The 24,178-nt window shown below is 75.6% G+C and carries 24 protein-coding genes; 22 read left to right on the top strand and 2 right to left on the bottom strand.

The features are described from left to right. Nucleotides 1–32 precede the first annotated feature (32 nt). The 3 genes from WAA21_RS10815 to WAA21_RS10805 all read left to right on the top strand — a co-directional run bounded on the left by WAA21_RS10815 (nt 33) and on the right by WAA21_RS10805 (nt 2,477). A complete protein-coding gene (locus WAA21_RS10815; RefSeq protein WP_336922802.1) occupies nt 33–749 on the top strand; it encodes a hypothetical protein in 717 nt (238 codons plus the stop codon). 184 nt (nt 750–933) lie between these two features. Continuing rightward, on the top strand, nt 934–2,163 hold the full coding sequence (gene ftsY, locus WAA21_RS10810) for a signal recognition particle-docking protein FtsY (RefSeq protein WP_336922822.1): 1,230 nt from the start codon (nt 934–936) through the stop codon (nt 2,161–2,163). 2 nt (nt 2,164–2,165) lie between these two features. Then, complete coding sequence (locus WAA21_RS10805; RefSeq protein WP_336922801.1) at nt 2,166–2,477, top strand: hypothetical protein; 312 nt, start codon at nt 2,166–2,168, stop codon at nt 2,475–2,477. Between the two features lie 33 nt (nt 2,478–2,510). On the opposite strand, the gene aceB is transcribed toward WAA21_RS10805, so the two are convergent. Then, nucleotides 2,511–4,304 (bottom strand): malate synthase A, encoded by a 1,794-nt coding sequence (gene aceB / locus WAA21_RS10800; protein ID WP_336922800.1) that lies wholly within the window; start codon nt 4,302–4,304, stop codon nt 2,511–2,513. Nucleotides 4,305–4,333: 29 nt separating this feature from the next. Then, entirely contained in the window at nt 4,334–5,695 is a 1,362-nt protein-coding gene (gene aceA, locus WAA21_RS10795; RefSeq protein ID WP_336922799.1) for an isocitrate lyase, read from the bottom strand. Nucleotides 5,696–5,822: 127 nt separating this feature from the next. Here aceA and WAA21_RS10790 point away from each other — a divergent pair, with 127 nt between their 5' ends. The 19 genes from WAA21_RS10790 to WAA21_RS10700 all read left to right on the top strand — a co-directional run bounded on the left by WAA21_RS10790 (nt 5,823) and on the right by WAA21_RS10700 (nt 24,166). Then, nucleotides 5,823–7,313, top strand: coding sequence for a helix-turn-helix domain-containing protein (locus WAA21_RS10790; protein ID WP_336922798.1), 1,491 nt, complete (start codon nt 5,823–5,825; stop codon nt 7,311–7,313). Nucleotides 7,314–7,482: 169 nt separating this feature from the next. Further along, complete coding sequence (locus tag WAA21_RS10785) at nt 7,483–8,823, top strand: ammonium transporter (protein WP_336922797.1); 1,341 nt, start codon at nt 7,483–7,485, stop codon at nt 8,821–8,823. After that, nucleotides 8,820–9,158: a P-II family nitrogen regulator gene (locus tag WAA21_RS10780; RefSeq protein WP_336922796.1), complete on the top strand. Its 339-nt coding sequence runs from the start codon at nt 8,820–8,822 to the stop codon at nt 9,156–9,158. The genes WAA21_RS10785 and WAA21_RS10780 overlap by 4 nt, the downstream gene beginning before the upstream one ends. An 80-nt stretch (nt 9,159–9,238) precedes the next feature. Then, nucleotides 9,239–11,656 (top strand): [protein-PII] uridylyltransferase, encoded by a 2,418-nt coding sequence (locus WAA21_RS10775; protein WP_336922795.1) that lies wholly within the window; start codon nt 9,239–9,241, stop codon nt 11,654–11,656. A gap of 72 nt (nt 11,657–11,728) precedes the next feature. Continuing rightward, entirely contained in the window at nt 11,729–13,315 is a 1,587-nt protein-coding gene (ffh, locus tag WAA21_RS10770) for a signal recognition particle protein (protein WP_336922821.1), read from the top strand. A 1-nt stretch (nt 13,316) separates the two neighbouring features. Then, nucleotides 13,317–14,492, top strand: coding sequence for an amidohydrolase family protein (locus WAA21_RS10765; protein WP_336922794.1), 1,176 nt, complete (start codon nt 13,317–13,319; stop codon nt 14,490–14,492). Between the two features lie 126 nt (nt 14,493–14,618). Then, a complete protein-coding gene (gene rpsP, locus WAA21_RS10760) occupies nt 14,619–15,116 on the top strand; it encodes a 30S ribosomal protein S16 (RefSeq protein WP_336922793.1) in 498 nt (165 codons plus the stop codon). Between the two features lies 1 nt (nt 15,117). Further along, nucleotides 15,118–15,357, top strand: coding sequence for an RNA-binding protein (locus WAA21_RS10755; RefSeq protein WP_336922792.1), 240 nt, complete (start codon nt 15,118–15,120; stop codon nt 15,355–15,357). Continuing rightward, on the top strand, nt 15,314–15,928 hold the full coding sequence (rimM, locus tag WAA21_RS10750) for a ribosome maturation factor RimM (RefSeq protein WP_336922791.1): 615 nt from the start codon (nt 15,314–15,316) through the stop codon (nt 15,926–15,928). The genes WAA21_RS10755 and rimM overlap by 44 nt, the downstream gene beginning before the upstream one ends. Before the next feature lie 3 nt (nt 15,929–15,931). Continuing rightward, on the top strand, nt 15,932–16,732 hold the full coding sequence (trmD, locus tag WAA21_RS10745; protein ID WP_336922790.1) for a tRNA (guanosine(37)-N1)-methyltransferase TrmD: 801 nt from the start codon (nt 15,932–15,934) through the stop codon (nt 16,730–16,732). 196 nt (nt 16,733–16,928) lie between these two features. Then, the gene (gene rplS / locus WAA21_RS10740) at nt 16,929–17,288 is read left to right on the top strand and encodes a 50S ribosomal protein L19 (RefSeq protein ID WP_336922789.1); all 360 of its coding nucleotides are present in this window, start codon (nt 16,929–16,931) and stop codon (nt 17,286–17,288) included. A 149-nt stretch (nt 17,289–17,437) separates the two neighbouring features. Continuing rightward, nucleotides 17,438–18,127, top strand: coding sequence for a signal peptidase I (gene lepB / locus WAA21_RS10735; RefSeq protein WP_336922788.1), 690 nt, complete (start codon nt 17,438–17,440; stop codon nt 18,125–18,127). A 13-nt stretch (nt 18,128–18,140) separates the two neighbouring features. Beyond that, nucleotides 18,141–18,989: a ribonuclease HII gene (locus WAA21_RS10730; RefSeq protein WP_336922787.1), complete on the top strand. Its 849-nt coding sequence runs from the start codon at nt 18,141–18,143 to the stop codon at nt 18,987–18,989. Between the two features lie 69 nt (nt 18,990–19,058). Next, nucleotides 19,059–20,291, top strand: coding sequence for a GAF domain-containing protein (locus WAA21_RS10725; protein WP_336922786.1), 1,233 nt, complete (start codon nt 19,059–19,061; stop codon nt 20,289–20,291). 154 nt (nt 20,292–20,445) lie between these two features. Then, nucleotides 20,446–21,969 carry an aldehyde dehydrogenase gene (gene adh / locus WAA21_RS10720; RefSeq protein ID WP_336922785.1) on the top strand — a complete coding sequence of 508 codons (1,524 nt, stop codon included), beginning with the start codon at nt 20,446–20,448 and terminating at the stop codon, nt 21,967–21,969. A 110-nt stretch (nt 21,970–22,079) separates the two neighbouring features. After that, nucleotides 22,080–22,487 carry a DUF779 domain-containing protein gene (locus WAA21_RS10715; RefSeq protein ID WP_336922784.1) on the top strand — a complete coding sequence of 136 codons (408 nt, stop codon included), beginning with the start codon at nt 22,080–22,082 and terminating at the stop codon, nt 22,485–22,487. 79 nt (nt 22,488–22,566) lie between these two features. Beyond that, entirely contained in the window at nt 22,567–22,887 is a 321-nt protein-coding gene (locus WAA21_RS10710) for a DUF2469 domain-containing protein (protein ID WP_336922783.1), read from the top strand. A 149-nt stretch (nt 22,888–23,036) separates the two neighbouring features. Continuing rightward, nucleotides 23,037–23,432 carry a YraN family protein gene (locus tag WAA21_RS10705; protein ID WP_336922782.1) on the top strand — a complete coding sequence of 132 codons (396 nt, stop codon included), beginning with the start codon at nt 23,037–23,039 and terminating at the stop codon, nt 23,430–23,432. After that, nucleotides 23,429–24,166 (top strand): magnesium chelatase domain-containing protein, encoded by a 738-nt coding sequence (locus WAA21_RS10700; RefSeq protein WP_336922781.1) that lies wholly within the window; start codon nt 23,429–23,431, stop codon nt 24,164–24,166. Before WAA21_RS10705 ends, WAA21_RS10700 begins: the two co-directional genes overlap by 4 nt. The last annotated feature ends 12 nt before the right edge of the window (nt 24,167–24,178 follow it).

Here is a 24,178-nt window from a genome sequence, read left to right as displayed (position 1 = left end):
ACGAGACCGACCAGACGTCCAGGAGGACGACCATGAGCACGACCCTCACCACCACCACCGGCTCCGTCGCGGCCCGGGCCCGCGACGACCGTCCCGAGGCCGGCGGCCGCGAGGCCCGCCGCGCCCGGCGCCGCGAGGTCATGGCGGCGCGTGCCGCGGCCCTGCCCGCGGTCCCCACCCGTACCGCACGTCTCACGGGCGGCCTCGTCGCCGTCGGCGCGCTCTCCTGGGCGACGAGCTTCCTGCTCGTCGGCGGGCACTCCGAGACGGAGGTCGGGCAGACCGTCGGCGACCTCATGGCCGTCCCGTTCCAGGCCGGGCTGTTCGCCCTCCTCGCGCTCCAGCTGCGCACGAGGGCCGCCGGGCTGGGCCGTGGCGTCGTCGGCTTCATGTACGTGGAGTTCTTCCTGCTCTCGCTCGCCACGGCCTGGTCGCTCATCCACGGGCTGGCGCCGTCCCTGCGCGACGAGGCGTGGCTCGCGGCCCTCGATCTCTCGTGGCCGCTGTCCATGCTCGGCATGGCCGTGCTCGGGGTGAAGATCGCCGTCGCGGGCCGCTGGCGCGGACCGGTCCGGGCGTGGCCGGCGGTCGCCGAGAGCTGGGCGCCGGTGTGCGTGCCGGTCTTCATCGTCTTCGGCGCCGGGCTGCACGCCGACGTCATCGGCGCCGTCCACCTCCTGCTCGGCTACACGACGCTCGGCCTGCTCCTGCTCGCCAAGCCGCACCTCACCGGCGCCCGGGACGCCTGAGGCGTCCGAGGCGTCCGCGACGGCCCGACCCCTCCGGGGGTCGGGCCGTCGCCGTCCCCGGGGTTCGTGCGCACCCCCGCGGGCACGACAGACTGGCCCGGTGACGCCGACCTCCGACCTCACCGCCTACCTGCTCGCCGCGGCCGCCGCCGGCGACCCCGACGCCGTCCTCGCGCTCTCGGCGCTGTCGCCCGACGAGACCACGTGGGTGGTCGTGGGCGGTGCGCTGGGCGTGCCGATCCTCATCGGGCTCGTCGTCGGGCTCGTGCGCCGCGGGCGGCACGGGCGCACGGACACCGCCGCCCCGCCGGAGCAGCGCCGCCCGGGCGTCGACTACCGCCCCGGGGTCGGTGACGACGCCGAGGAGCCGCGCGACACGCCGGTCCGCGGCGTCGACACGCTGCCGCTGCCGGACTCCCTCACCGAGCCGCCGAGCGTCGAGGAGGTGCCGGCCACCCCGACCGTCGAACGGCCCGACCCCGTCCGGGGCCGCCTGCAGCGGCTGCGCGCGAGGCTCGCCCGCTCCGGCGCCCTCGGGCGCGGGCTGCTGGAGCTGCTCGGCCGCGACCGCCTCGACGATGCGACGTGGGAGGAGATCGAGGACACGCTCATCGGCGCCGACCTCGGCACCGGCCCGGCCCTGGAGGTCGTCGAGCGGCTGCGCGAGCGGGTCGTCGCGGAGGGCGGCGACCCGCGGACCGTGCTGCGGGAGGAGCTGCTGCGCATCGTCGGGCCGGACATGGACCGCTCGCTCGCCGTGCAGCCGACGCCCGCGGACGCCGACGGCGGCGTCCACCGTCCCGCCGTCGTCCTCGTCGTCGGCGTCAACGGGGTGGGCAAGACGACGACGGTCGGCAAGCTCGCCCGCGTGCTCGTCGCGGAGGACAAGGACGTCGTCCTCGGTGCCGCCGACACCTTCCGCGCCGCGGCCGCCGAGCAGCTGACGACGTGGGGCGAGCGCGTCGGCGTGCCGACGGTCCGCTCCCAGGTCGAGGGCGCCGACCCCGCCTCGGTCGCCTTCGACGCCGTCAAGGCAGGCGCCGACCTCGAGGCCGACGTCGTGCTCGTCGACACCGCGGGCCGGCTGCAGAACAAGCGCGACCTCATGGACGAGCTCGGCAAGGTGAAGCGCGTCGTCGAGCGGCACGGCCCCGTCGACGAGGTGCTCCTCGTCCTCGACGCCACGACGGGGCAGAACGGGCTCAGCCAGGCGCGTGTGTTCGCCGAGGCGGTGAACATCACGGGCATCGTGCTCACGAAGCTCGACGGCACCGCGAAGGGCGGCATCGTCGTCGCCGTCCAGCGCGAGCTCGGCGTTCCCGTCAAGCTCGTCGGCCTGGGGGAGGGCGCCGACGACCTCGCCCCCTTCGAGCCCGAGGCCTTCGTCGACGCGCTGCTGGAGCCGGCGGGCTGAGCGTGCCCGCGGCCGGCGACCCACTCGACCCACCCGACCCACCCGACCGCCCGCCGGAGCCCCGCCGGGTCGCCGGGGAGGTCGTCGGCTCGCGGGTCGAGCCCCGCCTCGGCGGTGCGCCGCGCCGGCTCATGGTCCGCCTGTTCCTCGTCAGCGGCGGGCTGTGGCTCGTGCTCGGGGCGGCCCTGCTCGCCGCGGGCGTGCCGTGGTGGGGCGTCCTTCGGGTCGCGACCGGGGTGGCGGCGCTCGTGCTGACGGTCGGCTGGCGCGTGCTGCGCCTGCTGCACCGGCAGCGGCGCGGCCCCGTCGGGTGACGGGGCCGCGCCGTCGCCGGGTGGTGCCGTGCCTCAGGCGGCCGGAGCCGGCTGCGCGCAGCCGGTGAGGTCCGCCACGTCCGCCTCGGCCGCCACGCCCACCCGCTCGACGGGCTCGGCGAGCGTGACGAGGTGCCGTGCGTAGGCCCGGGTCGTGAGGAACGACGGCATCCGCTCGGCCAGCAGCGCCTCGGCGAGGAGCTCGGCGGCGTCGCCGAAGCGCTGCCGGGTGTCCTCGTCCGGCGACTGCCGCCGTGCCTCCGCCAGCTCCTCCTCGAGCACCTGCGCGACCAGCGCGGGCGTCACGACGGGGCCGTCCGCCAGGTGCACCCCCTCGCGGCACCACTGCCACACCTGCGACCGGGAGATCTCGGCGGTCGCCGCGTCCTCCATGAGCCCGTGCAGCGCGACCGCCCCCCGCCCGGCCAGCCACGCCTGCAGGTAGTGCAGCGCCACCGACACGTTGGTCCGCAGGCCCGCGGCGGTCACCTCCCCGCCGGTCGAGGCGAGGTCGAGCAGGTCCGCGGCCGTGACCGCCACCTCCGGGCGGTGCCGGTGCACCTGGTTGGGACGCGCGCCGAGCACACCGTCGAAGACCTCCCGGCACGTGTCGACGAGACCCGGGTGCGCGACCCACGAGCCGTCGAAGCCGTCGGCGGCCTCCCGCTCCTTGTCCGCCCGCACCTTCGCGACGGCCTGCGCCGTGCGCTCCGGGTCGCGCCGGTCGGGGATCGCCGCGGCCATGCCGCCGATCGCGTGCGCGCCGCGCCGGTGGCACGTCGCGACGAGCAGCTCGGTGTAGGCGCGCATGAACGGCGCCGTCATCGTCACCTCGGCGCGGTCGGGCAGCAGGTAGTCGTGCCCGCGCGCGCCGTAGGTCTTGATCGCGCTGAACACGTAGTCCCAGCGCCCGGCGTTGAGGCCCGCCGCGTGCTCGCGCAGCTCGTAGAGGATCTCCTCCATCTCGAAGGCCGCGGGCAGCGTCTCGATGAGGACGGTCGCCCGGATCGTCCCGCGCGGCAGCCCCAGCATCTGCTGCGCGCGGACGAAGACGTCGTTCCACAGCCGGGCCTCGAGGTGGCTCTCGAGCTTCGGCAGGTAGAAGTACGGTCCCCGCCCGGCGTCCAGCTGCAGCCGCGCGCAGTGGAAGAGGTACAGCCCGAAGTCGACGAGCGCGCCCGCCACCGGCCGCCCGTCGACCCGCAGGTGCTTCTCCGGCAGGTGCCAGCCGCGCGGCCGCACCACGACGGTCGGGGTGGCCCCGTCGGCGTCGCCCGTGACCCGGTACTCGCGGCCCTCCGGCGAGGTCCACGTGAGCTCGCCGAGGCTCGCGTCGAGCAGCGTGAGCTGACCGCCGACGACGTTGTCCCACGTCGGGCTCGTCGCGTCCTCCTGGTCCGCGAGCCACACCCTCGCCCCGGAGTTCAGGGCGTTGATCGCCATCTTGCGGTCGGTGGGGCCGGTGATCTCGACGCGGCGGTCGACGAGGCCCGGGGCGGCGGGCGCGACCTTCCACGTCGGGTCGGTGCGGATCCAGCGCGTCGCGGTGCGGAAGCCGAGGTCGGCGCCGGCGGCGACCTCCTCCCTGCGTCGCGCGCGGGCGGCGAGCAGCTCGCAGCGGCGTTCGGCGAAGGCCTGGTCGAGCCGTCCGACGAAGGCGAGCGCCTCGGGGGTGAGGACGCGCTCGTAGCCAGGGCGCAGCGGTCCGAGCACCTGCACCTCGGCGGTGGAGCCGGTGCGCGTGCTGCCCAGGGTCACCCGGGTGGCGCCCGCGTCGGCGTCGGCGTCGGCGTCGGCGGGACTGGCGGGGGTGCGGAACGGTGTCATCGTCGTCTCCTCCTGCTCGGGCCGGGCCGTCAGCGGAACTGCTCGTGCTCGGTCGACCCGCTGAGCGCGAGCGTCGACCCGGCCGGGTTGAGGGCGGTCGCGACCGCGTCGAAGTAGCCGGTGCCGACCTCCGCCTGGTGCCGGACGGCGGTGTAGCCGCGTTCGGCGGCGGCGAACTCGGCCTGCTGCAGCTCGACGTAGGCGCTCATGCCGCGCCGGGCGTACCCGTGCGCGAGCTCGAACATCGAGGCGTTCAGCGCGTGGAAGCCGGCGAGGGTGATGAACTGGAACGCGTAGCCCATGGCGGCGAGCTCGCGCTGGAACCGCGCGATGGTGTCGTCGTCGAGGTACGCCTTCCAGTTGAAGCTCGGCGAGCAGTTGTAGGCGAGCAGCTTGTCCGGGTAGCGGGCCTTGACGGCCTCGGCGACCTCGCGGGCCTGGTCGAGGTCGGGCGTGCCCGTCTCGACCCAGATGAGGTCGGCGTAGGGGGCGTAGGCGAGCACGCGGCGGAGCACCGGGGCCGTGCCGTTCCGGACCCGGAAGAAGCCCTCCGCCGTCCGCTCCCCGGTGCAGAACTCCCGGTCGCGCTCGTCGACGTCGCTCGTGAGCAGGTCGGCGGCGAGCGCGTCGGTCCGGGCGACGACGAGGGTGCGGGTGCCTGACACGTCGGCGGCGAGGCGCGCCGCGTTGAGGGTGCGGATGTGCTGCTGCGTCGGCACGAGCACCTTGCCGCCCAGGTGGCCGCACTTCTTCTCACTGGCGAGCTGGTCCTCCCAGTGCACGCCCGCCGCCCCGGCGCCGATCATCTGCTTCATGAGCTCGAAGGCGTTGAGCGGGCCGCCGAAGCCCGCCTCGGCGTCGGCGACGATCGGCACGAGCCACTCCTCGGGGCCGCCCGCGGTGCCGGCGGAGTGCTCGATCTGGTCCGCCCGCAGCAGCGCGTTGTTGATGCGGCGGACGACCGCCGGCACCGAGTTCGCCGGGTACAGCGACTGGTCGGGGTACGTCTGGCCGGACAGGTTGGCGTCGGCGGCCACCTGCCAGCCCGACAGGTAGATCGCCTCGAGCCCCGCCCGGACCATCTGGACGGCCTGGTTGCCGGTGAGCGCGCCGAGGGCCGGCACGTGGGTGCGGCTGTGCAGCAGCTCCCACAGCCGCTCGGCGCCGCGGCGGGCGAGCGTGTGCTCCTCGACCACGCGGCCGCGCAGGCGGACGACGTCGTCCGCGGTGTAGGTGCGCTCGACCCCTGCCCAGCGCGGGTCGGTCGCCCACTGCTCGGCCAGCTGCCGGGCGTCGGGGAGGTCGGAGCCCGCGGCGGGGCGGGTGACGTCCCGCACCGCGACGGCGGCCGCGGTGCGGGGGTCGGTCGGGGTGGGGATGGTCGTCGTCATGGCCGTCTCCTCGGTCTCCCGGCGGGCGCCCTGCCCGTCGGTGAGGACGACTGTGGGCGCCGACCGCACCGAGGAACCACCGCTCCTTCGTGGCAAGAAGTGCGTTTCTTTCGCTATCGTCACGTGAGTGGTCGCCTTCGACGTGACGCCCGACACAGCCGACGCCCCGGACGCCATCGCGGTGGGCCGGCGCATCCGACACCTGCGGCGGGAGCAGGGCCTCACCCTCGACGACCTCGGCCGGCGCGTCGGGCGGGCCGGGTCGCAGCTGTCGCTCGTGGAGAACGGGCGGCGCGAGCCCAAGCTGTCGCTGCTGCGCGCGCTCGCCGAGGCGCTCGGCGTCGAGGTGGCCGACCTCGTCGGCGCGGAGCCGCCGACCCGGCGCGCGGCGCTGGAGATCGCGTGGGAGCGCGTGCAGCGCAGCCCGCTGTACGCCTCGCTGCGGCTGCCGGAGGTGCGCGTCGGCCCCCGCACGCCGACGGAGGTGCTCGAGGCGCTGCTCGGGCTGCACGGCGAGGTCGTGCGGCGCGCGACCGAGACCGCGGCGACGCCGGAGGAGGCCCGCCGGGCCAACCGGGAGCTGCGCGAGGACATGCGGCGCCGCGACAACTACTACCCCGACATCGAGGCCGCCGCCGACGGGCTGCTCACCGCGGTGGGGCACACCGCGGGACCGCTGTCGCAGCGCGTCATCGGCGAGCTCGCCGAGCACCTCGGCTTCAGCGTGCACCGCGTCGACGACATGCCGCGCTCGGTGCGCTCGGTCACCGACATGCGCCACCGGCGCTTCTACGTCCCGCTCGACGGCTCGGTCGCCGGGCACGACGCGCGCACCGTCGTGCTGCAGACGATCGGGCACCAGGTGCTCGGGCACACCGAGCCCACGAGCTACGCGGACTTCCTGCGGCAGCGGGTCGAGGTCAACTACTTCGCCGCGGCGCTCATGGTGCCGCAGCGCACCGCCGTGCCCCTGCTGCAGCGCGCGAAGGCCCGGCGCGAGCTGGACGTCGAGGACCTGCGGGACTCCTACGCCGTCTCGCAGGAGACGGCGGCCCACCGCTTCACCAACCTCGCGACCCGCCACCTCGGGCTGCCCGTGCACTTCATGCGGGTGCACCGCAGCGGCGTCGTGCACAAGGCGTACGAGAACGACGGCGTCCGCTTCCCCACGGACGCGACGGGCGCGATCGAGGGCCAGACCGTCTGCCGGCACTGGACGGTCCGCGTCGTCTTCGGCGCGAGCGACGGCTCCGCGCCGTACCGGCAGTACACCGACACCCCGACCGGCACGTACTGGTGCACCGCCCACCTCGACCGCCGGCCCGGCCCCTTCGGCCCCGGTGCGGCCGACGGCGACTTCTCCGTCGCCGTGGGCGTGCCGTACGCCCACGTCAGGTGGTTCCGGGGTCGGGAGACCACCGAGCGCTCCCGCTCGCGCTGCCCCGACCCCACGTGCTGCCGTCGCCCGCCCGCCGAGCTCGCCCAGCGGTGGGAGGGCCACGCGTGGCCGAGCGCCCGCGCGCACTCCCACCTGCTCGCCACGCTGCCGCCCGGCACGTTCCCGGGCGTGGACGACACCGAGGTGTACGAGTTCCTCGAGGAGCACGCGCCGCGCTGAGTTCCCGACCGCGCGGTCCGACACACACCTTTCACACGACGGCCCCGCTCGTCACGTGCCTGTAACGGACGGCGCGCGACGCCGAAACACCCGCGGACCACGGTTGCCCCACTGATCGGCACGGGACGGACCTGCCCCGTCCCGCGACTCGGAAGGTGACAACCACATGGTGGACACAGGCACAACCGCCTGGATCCTGATCAGCGCGACCCTCGTGCTGCTCATGACCCCCGGCCTCGCGATGTTCTACGGCGGCATGAACCGCCACCGCGGCGTCCTCAACATGATGATGATGAGCTTCGGTGCCCTCGGGCTCATCAGCGTGCTGTGGGTGCTGTACGGCTACTCCGTCGCGTTCGGCACCAGCAACGCCGGGCTCATCGGCAACTTCACGGAGTACTGGGGCTTCGCCGGCCTCATGCCCGGCAGCGACCAGCTGCAGGCCGAGGCCATCGGCGACGTCGCGTCCGGCTCCTACCCAGACATCGCCTTCGCGGCATTCCAGGGCGTCTTCGCCGTCATCACCGTCGCCCTCATCTCCGGCGCGATCGCCGACCGCGCGAAGTTCTCCTCCTGGATGGTCTTCGCCGGCATCTGGGCGACCGTCGTGTACTTCCCCGTGGCGCACTGGGTCTTCGCGTTCCAGGACGGCGAGGGCGGCTGGATCGCCGACGGCATCGAGGCGATCGACCTCGCAGGCGGGACCGCCGTGCACATCAACGCGGGCGCGGCGGCCCTCGCGCTCGCGCTGGTGCTCGGCAAGCGCCGGGGCTTCGGCAAGGAGCCCATGCGACCGAACAACCTCCCGCTCGTCATGCTCGGCGCGGGCCTGCTGTGGTTCGGCTGGTTCGGCTTCAACGGCGCGAGCTTCCTCACCTCCGACGGCATCGCCGCGTACGTGTGGGTGAACACGTTCGTCGCCACCGGTGCCGCGGTCCTCGGCTGGCTCCTGGTGGAGAAGCTCCGCGACGGCGCCTCCACGTCCCTCGGGGCCGCCTCCGGCGTCGTGGCGGGCCTCGTCGCCATCACCCCCGCCTGCGGCGCGGTGACCCCGGTCGGCGCCATCTTCATCGGCCTCATCGCCGGTGTCGTCTGCGCCTTCGCCGTCGGGCTGAAGTACAAGCTGGGCTTCGACGACTCCCTCGACGTCGTCGGCGTCCACCTCGTCGGCGGCCTCGTCGGCACGCTGCTCATCGTCCTGTTCGCCGCCCCGTCCGCGGCGGCCGCCTACGACGGCTACCCCGCCGGGCTCTTCTACGGCGGCGGCCTGGAGCTGCTGCCGCGTCAGGCGCTCGGTGCGTTCGCGGTGCTCGCGTACTCCTTCGTCCTCGCCTACATCATCGGCTTCGCGATCGAGAAGACGATCGGCTTCCGGATCAGCGACGACGCCGAGGCCGAGGGCATCGACTCGACCGAGCACGCCGAGTCCGCGTACACCTTCAGCGGCATCGGCACCGGGGGCTTCAGCCCGAAGGCCCCGACGACGTCCAAGACGGAGGTCTCCGCATGAAGCTCGTCACCGCGGTCATCAAGCCGCACAAGCTCGACGACGTGAAGAACGCCCTCGAGGCGTTCGGCATCCAGGGCATGACGGTGTCCGAGGCGTCCGGCTACGGCCGGCAGCGCGGCCACACCGAGGTGTACCGCGGGGCGGAGTACACCTCCGACCTCGTGCCCAAGGTCCGCATCGAGGTGCTCGTCGACGAGACGGGGGCGGCCGACGTCGTCGACGTCATCGTCAAGGCCTCGCAGACCGGTCGCATCGGCGACGGCAAGGTGTGGGCGAGCCCGGTCGACGACGTCGTCCGCGTCCGCACCGGCGAGCGCGGCCCCGACGCGCTCTGAGCACCACGCGCCCCCGGCCCCGGCACGTCGCCGGGTCCGGGGGCGCTGCACGCCCGCCCGAGTCCCTGGAGGGAGGACCCGTGGACGTCACCCGCTCACGCACCCGCGGCCTGGGCCGGGAGCTGCTGCAGCTCGCCGTCCGGTCCGAGCTCGCCGGCCCGGCCCGGCGTCGTGCGCACACCGACCTGCTCCTCGGCCGGCTGCGCGAGGTGTGGGACGACGCACTGGAGGCGACGGGCCTCGCGGCCGACCCGCCCGGCGGGGTCGCGCTCGCGGCCGTCGGCAGCCTCGCCCGAGGTGACGCGGGCCCGGTCAGCGACCTCGACCTGCTCCTGCTCCACGAGGGCAGGCGGCTGCCGACCGAGCGGCTCGCCGCCCTCGCCGACGCGCTGTGGTACCCGCTGTGGGACGCGGGGCTGCGACTGGACCACTCGGTCCGCACCACCGCGCAGTGCCGGGACGTCGCCGCGGCCGACCTCGCCGCCGCCGTCGGCCTCCTCGACCTCACCCCCGTCGCCGGGGACGCCGCGCTCGTGCAGCACGTGCGCACGGTGCTCCTCACCGACTGGCGGCAGGGGGCGCGCCGCCGGCTGCCGCAGGTGCTCGACGCGCTCGCCGAGCGCAAGGAGCGACACGGCGACCTCGCCCACCTGCTCGAGCCGGACCTCAAGGAGTCCCGCGGCGGCCTGCGCGACGTCACGACGCTGCGGGCCCTCGCGGCGTCGTGGCTCACCGACCGGCCGCACGGCCGCGCGATCGACGCCGCCCACACGTACCTCCTCGACGTGCGGGACGCCCTGCACGTCGTCACGGGCCGGCCCGGGGACCGGCTCGTGCTGCCCGAGCACGACGCCGTCGCCGCGGTCGTGGGGGAGGACGACGCCGACCGCCTGCTCGCGCACCTCGCCGACGCCGGGCGCGGGGTCGCCTACGCCGTCGACGTCACGGTGAGGCGGGCGCGACAGGCGCTGCCGCAGCGGCGCTGGCGGCCCGGCCCCCGGCGGCCGCGGCTGCGCCCGCTGGGGCACGGGCTCGTCGAGCACGACGGTGAGGTCGTGCTCGGCACGGGCACGAGCCCGGAGCGCGACCCCGCCCTCGCGCTCCGCGCGGCCGCGACCGCGTCCCGCGCGGGGCTGCCGCTCAGCCCCGTCACGGTGCAGCACCTCGCCTCCGCGACGACGGAGCTGCCGCAGCCGTGGCCGACGCACGCGCGCGACGCGCTCGTCGAGCTGCTCGGCGCCGGCGAGCACCTGCCCGGCGTGTGGGAGGCGCTCGACCTCGAGGGCCTCGTCGTCCGCTGGCTGCCGGAGTGGGAGGGCGTGCGCAACCGGCCCCAGCGCAACGCCGTCCACCGCTGGACGGTCGACCGGCACCAGGTGCAGGCGTGCGTGGAGGCGGCTCGGCTGCTGCGCGACGTCTCCCGGCCCGACCTGCTGCTGCTCACGTGCCTGCTGCACGACCTCGGCAAGCTGCCGGGCGCGCACGACCACGCCCGCACCGGGGCGCCGCTGGCGCGTCGGGTCGCCGAGCGCGTGGGGCTGGCCGCACCCGACTGCGACGTGGTGGAGCGGCTCGTCGCCGAGCACCTCACGCTCGTCGACCTCGCGACCCGGCGCGACCCCGACGACCCCCGCACGGTCGAGGACCTCGTCGCCGCGGTGGGCGGCCGGGGCGACGTCCTCACCCTGCTGCGCGCGCTCACCGAGGCCGACGCGCTCGCGGCCGGGCCGGCGGCGTGGAGCCCGTGGCGCGCCCGGCTCGTCGACGACCTCGTGCGCCGCGCGAGGGCCGTCATGCGCGGGGAGGACCCGCTCGGGCCAGCCCCCCTCACGCCGGGGGAGGAGGCGCTGGTCGCCGAGGTCGCCCGCGACGGCGGCAGCCGCATCGCGCTCGCACCGGTGGAGGGCCTGACGACCGTCACGGTCGTCGCGCCGGACCGGCCGGGGCTGTTCGCCGACATCGCCGGCGTCCTCGCGGTCCACCGTCTCGCGGTCCGCTCCGCCCTCGTGCGGACCGTCGGCGGCACCGCCGTCGACACGTGGTGGGTGGAGCCGGGTGGCGAGGTCCCCGACCCCGCCGTGCTCCGCACCGACCTGCAGCGCCTCGCCGACGGCGACACCGCGCTGCTGGCGCGGCTCGAGCGCCGCGACGCCTCGGCGCGGCTGCGCCGGCCCGGGCGGGAGGACGAGCGCCCGGTCGTCGTCGTCGCGCCCGGCGCCAGCACCACCGCGACCGTGCTCGAGGTCCGCTCGCGGGACCGGCCCGGCCTGCTCGCCTCGCTCGGGCGGGCGCTCACCGACCGCGGCGCCGACGTCCGCTCCGCCCACGTCGCCACCCACGCCGGTCAGGCCGTCGACGTGCTCTACGTCGCCGAGGCGGGCGGGGCCGCCGGGACGGGTGGTGCCGCGGCGGGCGGGCCGCTCGCGCCGCCGCGCGTCGCCGAGCTCGTCGCCGCGCTCGTCGAGGCGGCGGACCCCGAGCGCGCCGCGAGCACGTAGCCGCCGCGCCCTCGCGCCGGGCGGCTACCCTGGGGCACCGCCGTCCACCAGCTCCCACCGATGGGGACCCGCTTGTTCGCCTCGCTCTCCGACCGCCTCACCTCGACGTTCAAGTCCCTGCGGGGCAAGGGCCGGCTCTCCCCGGCCGACGTCGACGCGACCGTCCGGCAGATCCGCCTCGCCCTGCTCGACGCCGACGTGTCGCTGCCGGTGGTCCGCCAGTTCACCGCGAGCGTCCGCGAGCGCGCGCTGGGGGAGGAGGTCAGCAAGGCCCTCAACCCCGGCCAGCAGGTCGTCAAGATCGTCAACGAGGAGCTCGTCGCGATCCTCGGCGGGGAGACCCGACGGCTGCGGCTGGCCAAGAACCCGCCGACCGTCATCATGCTCGCGGGCCTGCAGGGCGCCGGTAAGACGACGCTCGCCGGCAAGCTCGGGCACTGGCTCAAGGAGCAGGGGCACAGCCCCGTCCTCGTCGCCGCCGACCTGCAGCGGCCCAACGCCGTCACGCAGCTGCAGGTCAACGGCGAGCGCGCCGGCGTCGCGGTCTTCGCGCCCGAGCCGGGCAACGGGGTCGGCGACCCGGTCGACGTCGCCCGGCGCGGCGTGGAGCTCGCGCGCTCGCGCGGCCACGACGTCGTCGTCGTCGACACCGCCGGCCGCCTCGGCGTCGACGCCGACCTCATGCAGCAGGCCGCCGACATCCGCGACGCCGTGCAGCCCGACGAGGTGCTGTTCGTCCTCGACGCGATGATCGGGCAGTCCGCGGTGGAGACCGCGAAGCAGTTCGACGAGGGCGTCTCCCTCACCGGCGTCGTCATGACGAAGCTCGACGGCGACGCCCGCGGCGGCGCGGCGCTGTCGGTGGTGACGGTGACGGGCTCGCCGATCCTCTTCGCCTCCACCGGCGAGAAGCTCACCGACTTCGAGGTGTTCCACCCCGACCGCATGGCCGGGCGCATCCTCGACATGGGCGACGTCCTCACCCTCATCGAGCAGGCCGAGCGCGCCTTCGACGCCGAGCAGACCGCGAAGATGGCCGGCAAGGTCGAGCGCGGCGAGGACTTCACGCTCTCGGACTTCCTCGAGCAGATGCAGGCCGTGCGGCGCATGGGCCCGCTCAAGAACATGCTGAAGATGCTCCCCGGCATGGGCGACATGAAGGAGCAGCTCGAGCAGTTCGACGAGCGCGAGCTCGACCGCGTCGAGGCGATCGTCCGGTCCATGACGCCCGCCGAGCGCGACGACCTCAAGATCCTCAACGGCTCGCGCCGGGCGCGCATCGCGCGCGGGTCCGGCACGCAGGTGAGCGACGTCAACGGCCTCGTCGAGCGCTTCACGCAGGCGCAGAAGATGATGCGGCAGATGCGCCGCGGCGGCGGGATGCCGGGCCTGCCGGGCATGCCGGGCGGCGGTATGCCGGGCGGCGTGCCCGGCATGGTCGGGCCCGGCAAGCGCGGCAAGCAGAAGAAGGGCAAGGCCGCGGCGCGCAAGGGCTCGCGCTCCGGCAACCCGGCCAAGCGCGCCGCGGAGGAGGCGGGCCTCGGCCAGCGCGGCGGCGCCGCGGCCGGCTCGGGCTCGGGAGCGGCCTTCGGCCTCTCGGAGCAGGGCGGGCAGTCGTTCGACCCCGCGTCGCTGCCCGACGCCTTCCGGGGCAGGTGACGTGGCCGGTCCGGTTAGCGGCGGCGCGGGCGGGGACGCCCCCGTCCTCCACCTCACCGGACCGGTCCGCGTCGACGCCGACGACGTGCGCGGCCAGGCGTGGGTGCACGGCGGCAGCGTCACCTTCGAGCGCCCCGACCTGCCCGCCGGGACCGACGTCGTCACGGTCGACGGCTGGGTCCTGCCCGGTCTCGTCGACGCCCACTGCCACATCGGCCTGGACGCCCACGGCGCCGTCGACCGGGAGACCACCGAGCGGCAGGCCCTCACCGACCGCGACGCCGGCACCCTGCTCGCGCGCGACGCGGGCTCGCCCGCCGACACCCGCTGGCTCGACGACCGCCCCGACCTGCCGCGCGTGGTCCGCGCCGGCCGGCACGTCGCGCGGCCGCGGCGCTACATCCGCAACTACGCCGCCGAGGTCGAGCCCGACGCCCTCGTCGCCGAGGTCCGCCACCAGGCCCGCCGCGGCGACGGCTGGGTCAAGCTCGTGGGGGACTGGATCGACCGCGACCTCGGCGACCTCGCGCCGCTCTGGCCGGCCGACGTGGTCGCGGCCGCGATCGACGCCGCGCACACCGAGGGCGCCCGCGTGACGGCGCACTGCTTCTCCGAGGACGCCCTGCCCGACCTGCTCGCCGCGGGCATCGACGGCATCGAGCACGGCACCGGGTTCGGCCCCGCCACCGTCGCCGCGGCCGCCGACCAGCGGGTCGCCGTCGTGCCGACGCTCGTCAACATCGCGACGTTCCCGCAGCTCGCCGCGCGCGGTGAGGACAAGTTCCCCCGCTGGGCCGCGCACATGCGCGCGCTGCACGCCCGTCGGCTGCAGAACGTCCGCGACCTGCACGAGGCGGGCGTGCCGCTCTTCGTCGGCACCGACGCCGGCGGCTCGCTGCCGCACGGCCTGGTCGCGCAGGAGGTCGCCGAGCTGGTCGGCGCGGGACTGCCGCCGCTCGTGGCCGTCGGCGCGGGCTCGTGGGCCGCGAGGCGCTGGCTCGGGCGCGACGGGCTCGCCGAGGGCGCGTCCGCCGACCTCGTCGTGCACGACGCCGACCCCGTCACCGAGCCGGGCGTGCTCGCCCACCCGCGGGCGGTCGTGCTCCGGGGCCGCCTCGTGCGCGGCGGCGGGGCCGAGCCGCCGGACCCGCGCGGCCCCGCCGTCGTGGCACACTAGGCGGCTGTACCCGCGCCGCCACGGCCCTCTACCCGTCCGGTGCGTGTCCACCTGCGTGCCTCGACCCGGTCCCCACCCGCGGTCGCCGGGCCCGCGCCCACACCAGACTCAGGAGACCACCAGCTCGTGGCAGTCAAGATCCGTCTCAAGCGCATGGGCAAGATCCGCGCGCCGTTCTACCGCGTCGTCGTCGCCGACTCCCGTACCCGCCGTGACGGCCGGGCGATCGAGGAGATCGGCAAGTACCACCCGACCGAGGAGCCCTCGCTCATCGAGATCGACAGCGAGCGCGCGCAGCACTGGCTGTCCGTCGGCGCCCAGCCGACCGAGCAGGTCCTCAACCTGCTGAAGATCACCGGCGACTGGCAGACCTTCAAGGGCGAGCCCGGCGCCGAGGGCACGCTCAAGGTCGCCGCCCCCAAGGCGGACAAGAAGGTGGCGTACGAGGCCGCCATGCGCGACGCCAAGGCCGACGGCGGCGACGCCCGCGAGGCCACGACGCCGCGCCGCAAGGCCGCCGCCAAGGCCGAGGAGCCCGCGGCCGAGGCGACCGCCGAGACCCCGGCCGACACCCCGGCCGAGACCCCGGCCGAGGGCGGGCAGGCCTCCACCGAGGGCGCCTGACGTGCTGGCGGACGCCGTCGAGCACCTCGTCACCGGCATCGTCTCCCACCCGGAGGACGTGCAGGTCGTCGAGCGCGGCACCCGCCGCGGCCCGCTCGTGCAGGTGCGCGTGCACCCCGACGACATCGGCCGCGTGATCGGCCGCGCCGGGCGCACCGCGACGGCCATCCGCACGGTCGTCAACGCCCTGAGCGAGGATGGGCCCGTCCGCGTCGACATCGTCGACCTCGACGGCCGCTGAGCCGACCCTGAGCACGACCGGCCCCACCCCCGAGGCGGCCGACGACGAGCCGCGCTGGCTCGTGGTCGGCCGCCTTGGGCGTGCCCACGGCCTGCGCGGTGAGGTGACGGTCCTGCTGCGCACCGACGACCCCGAGCGCCGGCTCGCGCCCGGCGCCGTCCTCGCCACCGACCCCGACGTCGGCGACCTCGTCGTGGCGGGCGCCCGCACCCACCAGGGCCGCTGGCTGCTCGCGCTCGAGGGCGTCGCCGACCGCGACGCCGCCGAGGCGCTGCGCGACGTCGAGCTGCTCGTCGACGCCACCGACGACGCGCCCGAGCCGGACGCCTGGCACGTGGCCGACCTCGTCGGGCTGCGGGCGGTCTCCATCGGCGGGCACCGACTCGGCACCGTCACCGGCCTCGAGCACGGCCCGGCCCAGGACCTCCTCGTCGTGCGCCCCGCGGCGGGCGGCCCCGCCGTCCGGGTGCCCTTCGTCACCGCGCTCGTGCCCGAGGTCGACGTCGCGGGCGGCACGGTCACGCTCGACCCGCCGGGCGGGCTCTTCGAGGACCCGGCCGGGGACGGCTGAGCGGTGCGACTCGACGTCCTCACCGTCTTCCCCGAGTACCTCGCCCCCCTGCGCCTGTCGCTGGTCGGGCGCGCGGTCGAGCGCGGGCAGATCGGCCTGCACGTGCACGACCTGCGCACCTTCACCCACGACGTGCACCGCACCGTCGACGACGCCCCCTTCGGCGGGGGCGCCGGGATGCTCATGACCCCGCCGCCGTGGGGCGAGGCCCTCGACGCCGTCCGCGCCGACGGCCGCGCCGAGCTGGGCGACGACGCCGTCCCGCACCTGCTCGTCATGAGCCCCGCCGGGGAGCGCTTCGACCAGGCGCGCGCCGCCGCCCTCGCCACCGAGCCGTGGCTCGTGCTCGCGTGCGGGCGCTACGAGGGCATCGACGAGCGCGTGCTCGACGACGCCGCCCGGCACCACCGCGTCACCCCGCTCAGCATCGGCGACTACGTGCTCGCCGGCGGTGAGGCGGCCGCCCTCGTCGTCGTCGAGGCCGTCGGCCGGCTGCTGCCCGGCGTGCTCGGCAACGCCGCGAGCGTCGTGGAGGAGAGCCACAGCGCGGGCCTGCTCGAGGCCCCCGCGTACACCCGCCCCGCCTCGTGGCGCGGGCTCGACGTGCCCGCGGTCCTCACCAGCGGCGACCACGCCCGGGTGGCGCGCTGGCGGCGCGACTCCTCGCTGCGGCGCACCGCGGAGCGCCGCCCCGACCTGCTCGCCGGCCGCGGTGTCGACGACCTGGACCGTCACGACCTCGCCACGCTCGCGGCGCTCGGCTGGGTGCCCCGCGACGGCGTCCTCGCCCGCGCGGGCACCTGAGCGCCACCGGGCCGTCGGTCGGGATTCACGTCGCGGGCGCGGGCTGTGGCATCCTTCTGCGGGCCGGTCCACCTGCCGCAGGGGGAGACCGCGCACGTCCGGGCGCACCAGCCCGTCCCACACTCGTCAGCACCTCGTAGGCCGGGCTCTGCCCGGCGAGGCCGGTGGCCTGCGGCACCGACCGGGAAGGCACCCGATGCACACCCTCGACTCCCTCGACAGCGCCCAGCTGCGAAGCGACGTCCCCGAGTTCCGCGCCGGCGACACCGTCAAGGTGCACGTCAAGGTCGTCGAGGGCACGCGCTCGCGCATCCAGGTCTTCACCGGTGTCGTCATCCGCCGCCAGGGCGGCGGCGTGCGGGAGACCTTCACGGTCCGCAAGGTGAGCTTCGGGGTCGGCGTGGAGCGCACGTTCCCGCTGCACTCCCCGGTCATCGACCACGTCGAGGTCGCCAGCCGCGGCATCGTCCGCCGCGCGAAGCTGTACTACCTGCGCGAGCGTCGCGGCAAGGCCGCGCGCATCCGCGAGCGCCGCGAGACCACGCCCTCGGCCTGAGCCGACCGGGCGTGCCGCGACAGGAGCCTCCCTACCCGGCGGCGCCCTCGGGCGACGCCGGTACGCCCGAACCGGGGTGGGACGACCTGGTGGGCGGCCAGGACGACGCTCCGCGGGGGAGCGGCGACGGGACCGAGCCGGAGGACGGCGTGAGGGAGCAGCCCAGGGGGTGGGCACGGGTCCGACGTGACCTCGCCGAGGTCGGCGGCACCGTCGTCGTCGCCCTCGCCATCGCGGTCGTCGTCAAGACGTTCCTCGTGCAGCCGTTCTACATCCCCTCGGAGTCGATGGAGGAGACCCTCCTCGTCGGCGACCGGGTGCTCGTGAGCAAGCTCGAGCCCGGACCCGGCACGCTGGAGCGCGGTGACGTCGTCGTGTTCGTCGACCCCGGCGGGTGGCTGCCGCCGCTGGCGGAGGAGCCGCCCCCGCACGTGCGGGCGCTCACCTTCGTCGGGCTGCTGCCCGCGAACTCCGGCGAGCACCTCATCAAGCGCGTCATCGGGCTGCCCGGCGACACCGTCGAGTGCTGCGACGACGAGGGGCGCCTGCTCGTCAACGGCGAGCCGATCGAGGAGCCCTACCTGTTCCCCGGCGACGAGCCGTCGACGCTCGAGTTCGCCGTCGAGGTGCCCGAGGGGCGCCTGTGGGTGCAGGGGGACCACCGCTCGGTGTCGGAGGACTCCCGCTACCAGCTCGGGCAGCCCGGGGGCGGCATGGTCCCGCTGGAGAACGTCGTCGGGCGCGCCGTCCTCGTCATGTGGCCCTTCGACCGCTTCGGCACCCTCCCGACACCCGAGGAGGTCTTCGACGGCGTCGGCGGCCTCGAGGGCGTCTCCTGACATCCTGGGCGCGATGAGCCCCCGACCCCTCGCCCCGACGTCCCGCCCGTCGCTGCGCCTCGCGCGCGCGGCCATGCGCGAGCACCGGCTCGCGTGGGTCGGCGGCATGGACGAGGTCGGCCGCGGCGCGCTCGCCGGGCCCGTCACCGTCGGGGTCGTCGTCGTCGACCCCGCCACCCGCTCCGCCCCGCCCGGCCTCGACGACTCCAAGCGGCTCACCCCGCTGCAGCGGGAGCGGCTCGTGCCCCGCCTGCAGCGCTGGGCGCCCGCCTGGGCCGTCGGTCACGCCGACAACGACGAGATCGACGCCTGGGGGATCCTGCTCGCCCTGCGCGTGGCCGGGCTCCGGGCGCTGGCCTCGCTCCCGGTGCCACCCGAGCGGCTCCTGCTCGACGGGACCTACGACTGGCTGCACCGGCCGCAGCCGACGGACGTCCAGGGGGACCTGCTCGACGGGCTCGACGAGCCGTCCGACGGCGTGGACGCCGGGCCGCGCCGCATCCGGGCGCCGCACGTCCCCGAGGTGCCGTGGGAGCTGTCGGGCCTGGCCGCCCCGGCCGGCCCGCCCGTCGACCTCATGCCGAAGGCCGACCGCCGCTGCGCGGCCGTCGCGGCGGCCTCGGTGCTGGCGAAGGTGACGCGCGACCGCCTCATGAGCGAGCTCGGCGACCGCGACCCGCGCTGGGGCTGGCAGCACAACAAGGGCTACAGCGCGCCGGAGCACCTGGCCGCCCTGCGCCTGCACGGGCCGTGCGGGCACCACCGGCGCTCGTGGAACCTCAGGGTCCTCGCCGAGGGCGCCCGGCCGGGTGCCCCGGGTCCGCGGACCCCTGACGGGCTCGCACCCGCCGTGCGAGACTGAGCCGGCCAGTCCTCGACAGGTCCCACCCGGCGCCCACGCCGGTCGTCTCCCCGCCGGAGCGGAGGCCAGGTGCACGACGCCGCCCACCGGGCCGGGCCCAGCGCCCCGCCCGACCAGCGCGGTGCTCCGCCTGCCCCGGGAGCCGTCCGGCCGCTCGTGGAGGCGTCGTGGCGGCGCAGCCGCGCCGCGGGGGTCGACCCCGAGCGGCCCGCCCTCGACGTCGACATCGACGACGGCACGCTCGCCGAGCTGCGGCGCGAGCACCCGCTGTCGGCGGCCATGCCGCTGCTCGAGCGCCTGCTCGTCGACGTCGCCGACGCGGGGCACGTGCTGGCGGTGTCCGACGCCGACGGCCGCCTGCTGCACGTCGTGGGCGACGGCCGGGTGCGGCGCGACCTCGACACGCTCGGGTTCACCCCCGGCGCCCTGTGGGACGAGTCGCACGCCGGCACGAACGCCCCGGGCACCGCGCTCGCCCTCGACCAGCCGGTCCAGGTGGTCTCCGGCGAGCACTGGGCGCTGCCGGTGCACCCGTGGACGTGCTCGGCCGCGCCCGTGCACGACGCCGCCGGCGGCGTGGTCGGCGCCGTCGACGTGACCGGCGGCCCCGAGGTCGCCTCCCCGTACGCCCTCGCGCTCGTCCGGGCGGCCGTCGCGGCGGTCGAGCAGAGCCTCGCGGGCGGCGAGCGGCCCGTCCGCGCGAGCCCCGCCCGGCCGCGGGCCTGGCTGGAGGTGCTCGGCACCGACACGCCGACGCTGCACGTCGGCGAGGAGTCCGTGACGCTGACCCCGCGGCACGCGGAGATCCTCCTCGTCCTCGCCGCCGCGCCCGCCGGCGTCACCGGCGACGTCCTCGCGGAGTCGCTCAGCGAGCAGCTGCTGTCCCCGGTGACGGTCCGCGCGGAGGTGTCGCGGCTGCGGGCGGTGCTGCGTCGCGTGCTCGGTCGCGACGCGGTCGCCGCCCGGCCCTACCGCCTGCTGCTGCCGGTCCGCACCGACGCCGAGGCCGTCGCGAGCGCCCTCGCGCGCGGGGCGCACCGCCGCGCCCTCGACCTGTACGCCGGGCCGCTGCTGCCGGGCAGCGAGGCACCCGTCGCGCTGCGGGCCCGGCACGAGCTGGAGGCCGGCCTGCGCGGCACCGTCCTGCGCTCGGGCTCGACCGAGACGCTGTGGCGGTGGGCCTCCGGTGGCGGCCGCGACGACGTCGAGGCGTGGCAGCGGCTGGTGCGCGAGCTGCCGTACGCCTCGCCGCGCCGGTCGCAGGCCGTCGCGCGGCTCGACGCGCTGCGCCGCGGGTTCTGAGCCCCGGGTCCTGGGCCGCGGGACGGGCCGACCCGGGAGCCTCACCCGTCCGGAGCAGGCCCGCAGCCCGTGCAACGGTCGTGCAACCGTCCCCGACCTAGCGTCCGTGACGAGGTCGGCGAGGGCGCCGACCACCACAGGGAGGCACGCAGCCATGACCGTCTACAGCGCCCCCGGCACCGAGGGCAGCATCGCGGCCTACGACAGCCGCTACGACAACTGGATCGGCGGGCAGTTCGTCGCGCCGGTCCGCGGGCGCTACTTCGAGAACCCGAGCCCGGTCACGGGCAAGGCGTTCACGGAGGTCGCGCAGAGCACCCACGAGGACATCGACCTCGCCCTCGACGCCGCGCACAAGGCCGCACCGGCGTGGGGCCGGACGTCGCTCGCGGAGCGCTCGGTCGTCCTCAACCGGATCGCGGACCGCATGGAGGAGAACCTCGAGCGCCTCGCCGTCCTCGAGACGTGGGACAACGGCAAGGCCGTCCGCGAGACCCTCGCCGCCGACCTGCCGCTCGCGGTCGACCACTTCCGGTACTTCGCGGGTGTGCTCCGTGCCCAGGAGGGGCACCTGTCGCAGATCGACGCCGACACGGTCGCCTACCACTTCAAGGAGCCGCTCGGCGTCGTCGGGCAGATCATCCCGTGGAACTTCCCGATCCTCATGGCGACGTGGAAGCTCGCCCCGGCGCTGGCCGCGGGCAACGCCGTCGTGCTCAAGCCCGCCGAGCAGACGCCCGCCTCGATCATGGAGTGGGTCACGCTCGTCGGCGACCTGCTCCCCGAGGGCGTCCTCAACATCGTCAACGGCTTCGGCGTCGAGGCCGGCAAGCCGCTGGCGTCCAGCAGCCGGATCGCCAAGATCGCCTTCACGGGCGAGACGACGACCGGCCGGCTGATCATGCAGTACGCCTCGAACAACCTCATCCCCGTCACCCTCGAGCTCGGCGGCAAGAGCCCCAACGTGTTCTTCGAGGACGTCGCCCGCTCCGACGACGAGTTCTACGACAAGTGCCTCGAGGGCTTCACGATGTTCGCCCTCAACCAGGGCGAGGTGTGCACATGCCCCTCGCGCGGCCTCATCCAGGAGTCGATCTACGACAAGTTCCTCGCCGACGCGACGGAGCGCACCAAGCACGTGCAGCAGGGCAACCCGCTCGACACCGACACGATGATGGGCGCGCAGGCGAGCAACGACCAGCTCGAGAAGATCCTGTCCTACATCGAGATCGGCAAGGCCGAGGGCGCCCGCGTCGTCACCGGCGGCGAGCGCGCCGACCTCGGCGGCGACCTCACCGACGGCTACTACGTGACGCCGACGATCTTCGAGGGCCGCAACGACATGCGGATCTTCCAGGAGGAGATCTTCGGCCCGGTCGTGTCGGTGACGTCGTTCCGCGACTACGACCACGCCATGGAGATCGCCAACGACACCCTCTACGGCCTCGGGGCCGGCGTGTGGTCCCGCGACATCAACACCGCCTACCGGGCCGGGCGCGACATCAAGGCCGGCCGGGTGTGGACGAACTGCTACCACGACTACCCCGCGCACGCGGCGTTCGGCGGCTACAAGCAGTCCGGCATCGGCCGCGAGAACCACGCGATGATGCTCGACCACTACCAGCAGACGAAGAACCTGCTCGTGAGCTACCGGCCCAACAAGCTCGGCTTCTTCTGACGGTCGCGTCCCACCGGCCGGCACCGGCCGGCCCCGGTCCACCGGCGTCCCGGCGCCGCCGCCCGTGCGGCGGCGTCGGGGCACCGCCCCCACCACGACGAGGAGGTCCCGTGGAGAGCACGACGGTCGAGCGGGTCGCGGTCACCGACGAGGCGGCCGCGCTGCTGCGCGAGCTCACCGAGGAGCACGGCCCGCTGATGTTCCACCAGTCCGGCGGCTGCTGCGACGGCAGCTCGCCCATGTGCTACCCCGACGGCGACTTCCTCACCGGGCCGTCGGACGTCCACCTCGGAACGGTCGAGGTCGGCGTGGAGCGGCCCGTGGACGTGTGGATGTCGCGCCCGCAGTTCGAGTACTGGAAGCACACCCACCTCACGATCGACGTCGTGCCGGGTCGCGGGGCCGGCTTCAGCCTCGAGGCGCCGCGCGGGGTGCGGTTCCTCATCCGCTCGCGGCTGTTCACGCCCGAGGAGAGCGACTGGCTCGAGGAGCACTGGGTGGAGCAGCGACGCGACTGAGCAGTCTGAACGGCCCCCTCGACGTCGGCTCGGTCGCGCCGGGGACGGGCGGGGGCGCTCGCGGTGCCACGATGGGCCCGTGAGCGCGGAGGACCTGGAGAAGTACGAGGCCGAGCTCGAGCTGCAGCTGTACCGCGAGTACCGCGACGTCGTGGGGCTGTTCAGCTACGTGGTGGAGACCGAGCGCCGCTTCTACCTGGCCAACTGGGTCGAGGTGACCCCGCGGGGCGCGGAGGGCGAGGTGTGGTTCGAGGTGCACCTCGCCGACGCGTGGGTGTGGGACCTGTACCGCCCCGCGCGCTTCGTCAAGGACGTCCGTGTCGTCACCTTCCGCGACGTGAACGTCGAGGAGATGGCGAAGTCGGACCTGCAGGTGCCGAAGGGCGACTTCGGGTCCTGAGCCCCGGGTCCTGGGCCCTGGGCCCCGGACCTCGGCTTCGGACGTGCCGACGCTCCGGCGACGTCCTCACAGCCCACCGGGTGCCCGGCCGTCCACAGCGGCCGCCGCCGTCCCGCCCAGGCGGGGCCCGAGCGGGCGAGGCTGCCCGTATGACGACGCAGGCGGACAAGGCGGCGACGGGCCGGCTGGGGGAGGAGCTCGTCCGCGACCGGCTGGTCGCGGCGGGCTGGCGGGTGCTCGACGCGAACTGGCGCAGCCGCGCCCGCGACTGCCCGGGTGAGCTCGACGTCGTCGCGCTCGACCCGGACGGTGACGTCGTGGTCGTCGAGGTGCGCACCCGGCGCGGCGGGCGCTGCGGCAGCGCGCTGGAGTCCGTCGGCCCGGGCAAGGTGCGCCGGCTGCGCCGGCTGTTCGGGGTGTGGTGGGGCGAGCAGAGCCCCGCCGACCGGGTCCGGCACGCCGGCGGCGTCCGGGTCGACGTCGTCGCGGTGCAGCTCGGTCCCGACGGGCAGGCCGACGTCGAGCACGTGCGGGGTGTGGGGTGAGCGGCACGCGCCTGGGCCGGACGGTCTGCGCGGCGCTGCTGGGCCTGGACGGGCACCCGGTCGAGGTCGAGGCGCAGGTGAGCCAGGGCCTCGTGCAGTGGATCGTAACCGGCCTGCCCGACGCGGGGGTCCTCGAGGCCCGTGACCGCGTGCGCGCGGCCCTCACCGCGAGCGGCTGGACGGCGCCGCAGCAGCGGCTCACCGTCAACCTGTCGCCCGCGGGCCTGCCCAAGAGCGGCACGGCGTTCGACCTGGGCGTGGCCGTCGCCGTGCTCGGCGCGATGGGCGAGGTGCCGGAGCACGTCGCCCGTATGGGCCACGTCGGCGAGCTCGGGCTGGACGGCGGCGTGCGCCGCACCCCGGGCGTCCTGCCGGCCGTCCTCGGCCTGCGGCGGGCCGGGGTGCGCGACGTCGTCGTGCCCGCGTCCGCCGCCGCCGAGGCGGCCCTCGTGCCCGGGGTCCGGGTGCACGGGGTGACGACCCTGCGCGACGCCGTCGCCCTGCACCGCGGCGAGGAGCGGCCCCCGCCTCCACCGGCGCCACAACTGGTCGCGCCGACCGGCTCCGGGCCCGTCCCCGGCGGGGACCTGTGCGACGTGGTGGGGCAGCCGATGGGCCGGCGCGCGCTGGAGGTCGTCGCGGCCGGCGGGCACCACCTGCTCATGCTCGGCCCGCCAACGAAGACCCTTCAGCGGTACAGGCTCGGGCTTGACCGGAGGTGCGGCTGCAACTAGTGTTCTTCCCGC

It is taken from the genome of Aquipuribacter sp. SD81, assembly GCF_037153975.1.
Classification (GTDB): domain Bacteria; phylum Actinomycetota; class Actinomycetes; order Actinomycetales; family JBBAYJ01; genus Aquipuribacter.
This window is presented reverse-complemented; position numbering and strand designations above follow the sequence as displayed.

What these genes read in the sequence shown, in the direction of transcription:
- WAA21_RS10815 (WP_336922802.1), top strand. Translation starts at nt 33, where the DNA reads ATGAGCACGACCCTCACCACCACCACCGGCTCCGTCGCGGCCCGGGCC.
- aceB (WP_336922800.1), bottom strand. Translation starts at nt 4,304, where the DNA reads ATGACACCGTTCCGCACCCCCGCCAGTCCCGCCGACGCCGACGCCGAC.
- aceA (WP_336922799.1), bottom strand. Translation starts at nt 5,695, where the DNA reads ATGACGACGACCATCCCCACCCCGACCGACCCCCGCACCGCGGCCGCC.
- WAA21_RS10780 (WP_336922796.1), top strand. Translation starts at nt 8,820, where the DNA reads ATGAAGCTCGTCACCGCGGTCATCAAGCCGCACAAGCTCGACGACGTG.
- rimM (WP_336922791.1), top strand. Translation starts at nt 15,314, where the DNA reads ATGGGCCCGTCCGCGTCGACATCGTCGACCTCGACGGCCGCTGAGCCG.
- rplS (WP_336922789.1), top strand. Translation starts at nt 16,929, where the DNA reads ATGCACACCCTCGACTCCCTCGACAGCGCCCAGCTGCGAAGCGACGTC.
- WAA21_RS10730 (WP_336922787.1), top strand. Translation starts at nt 18,141, where the DNA reads ATGAGCCCCCGACCCCTCGCCCCGACGTCCCGCCCGTCGCTGCGCCTC.
- adh (WP_336922785.1), top strand. Translation starts at nt 20,446, where the DNA reads ATGACCGTCTACAGCGCCCCCGGCACCGAGGGCAGCATCGCGGCCTAC.
- WAA21_RS10705 (WP_336922782.1), top strand. Translation starts at nt 23,037, where the DNA reads ATGACGACGCAGGCGGACAAGGCGGCGACGGGCCGGCTGGGGGAGGAG.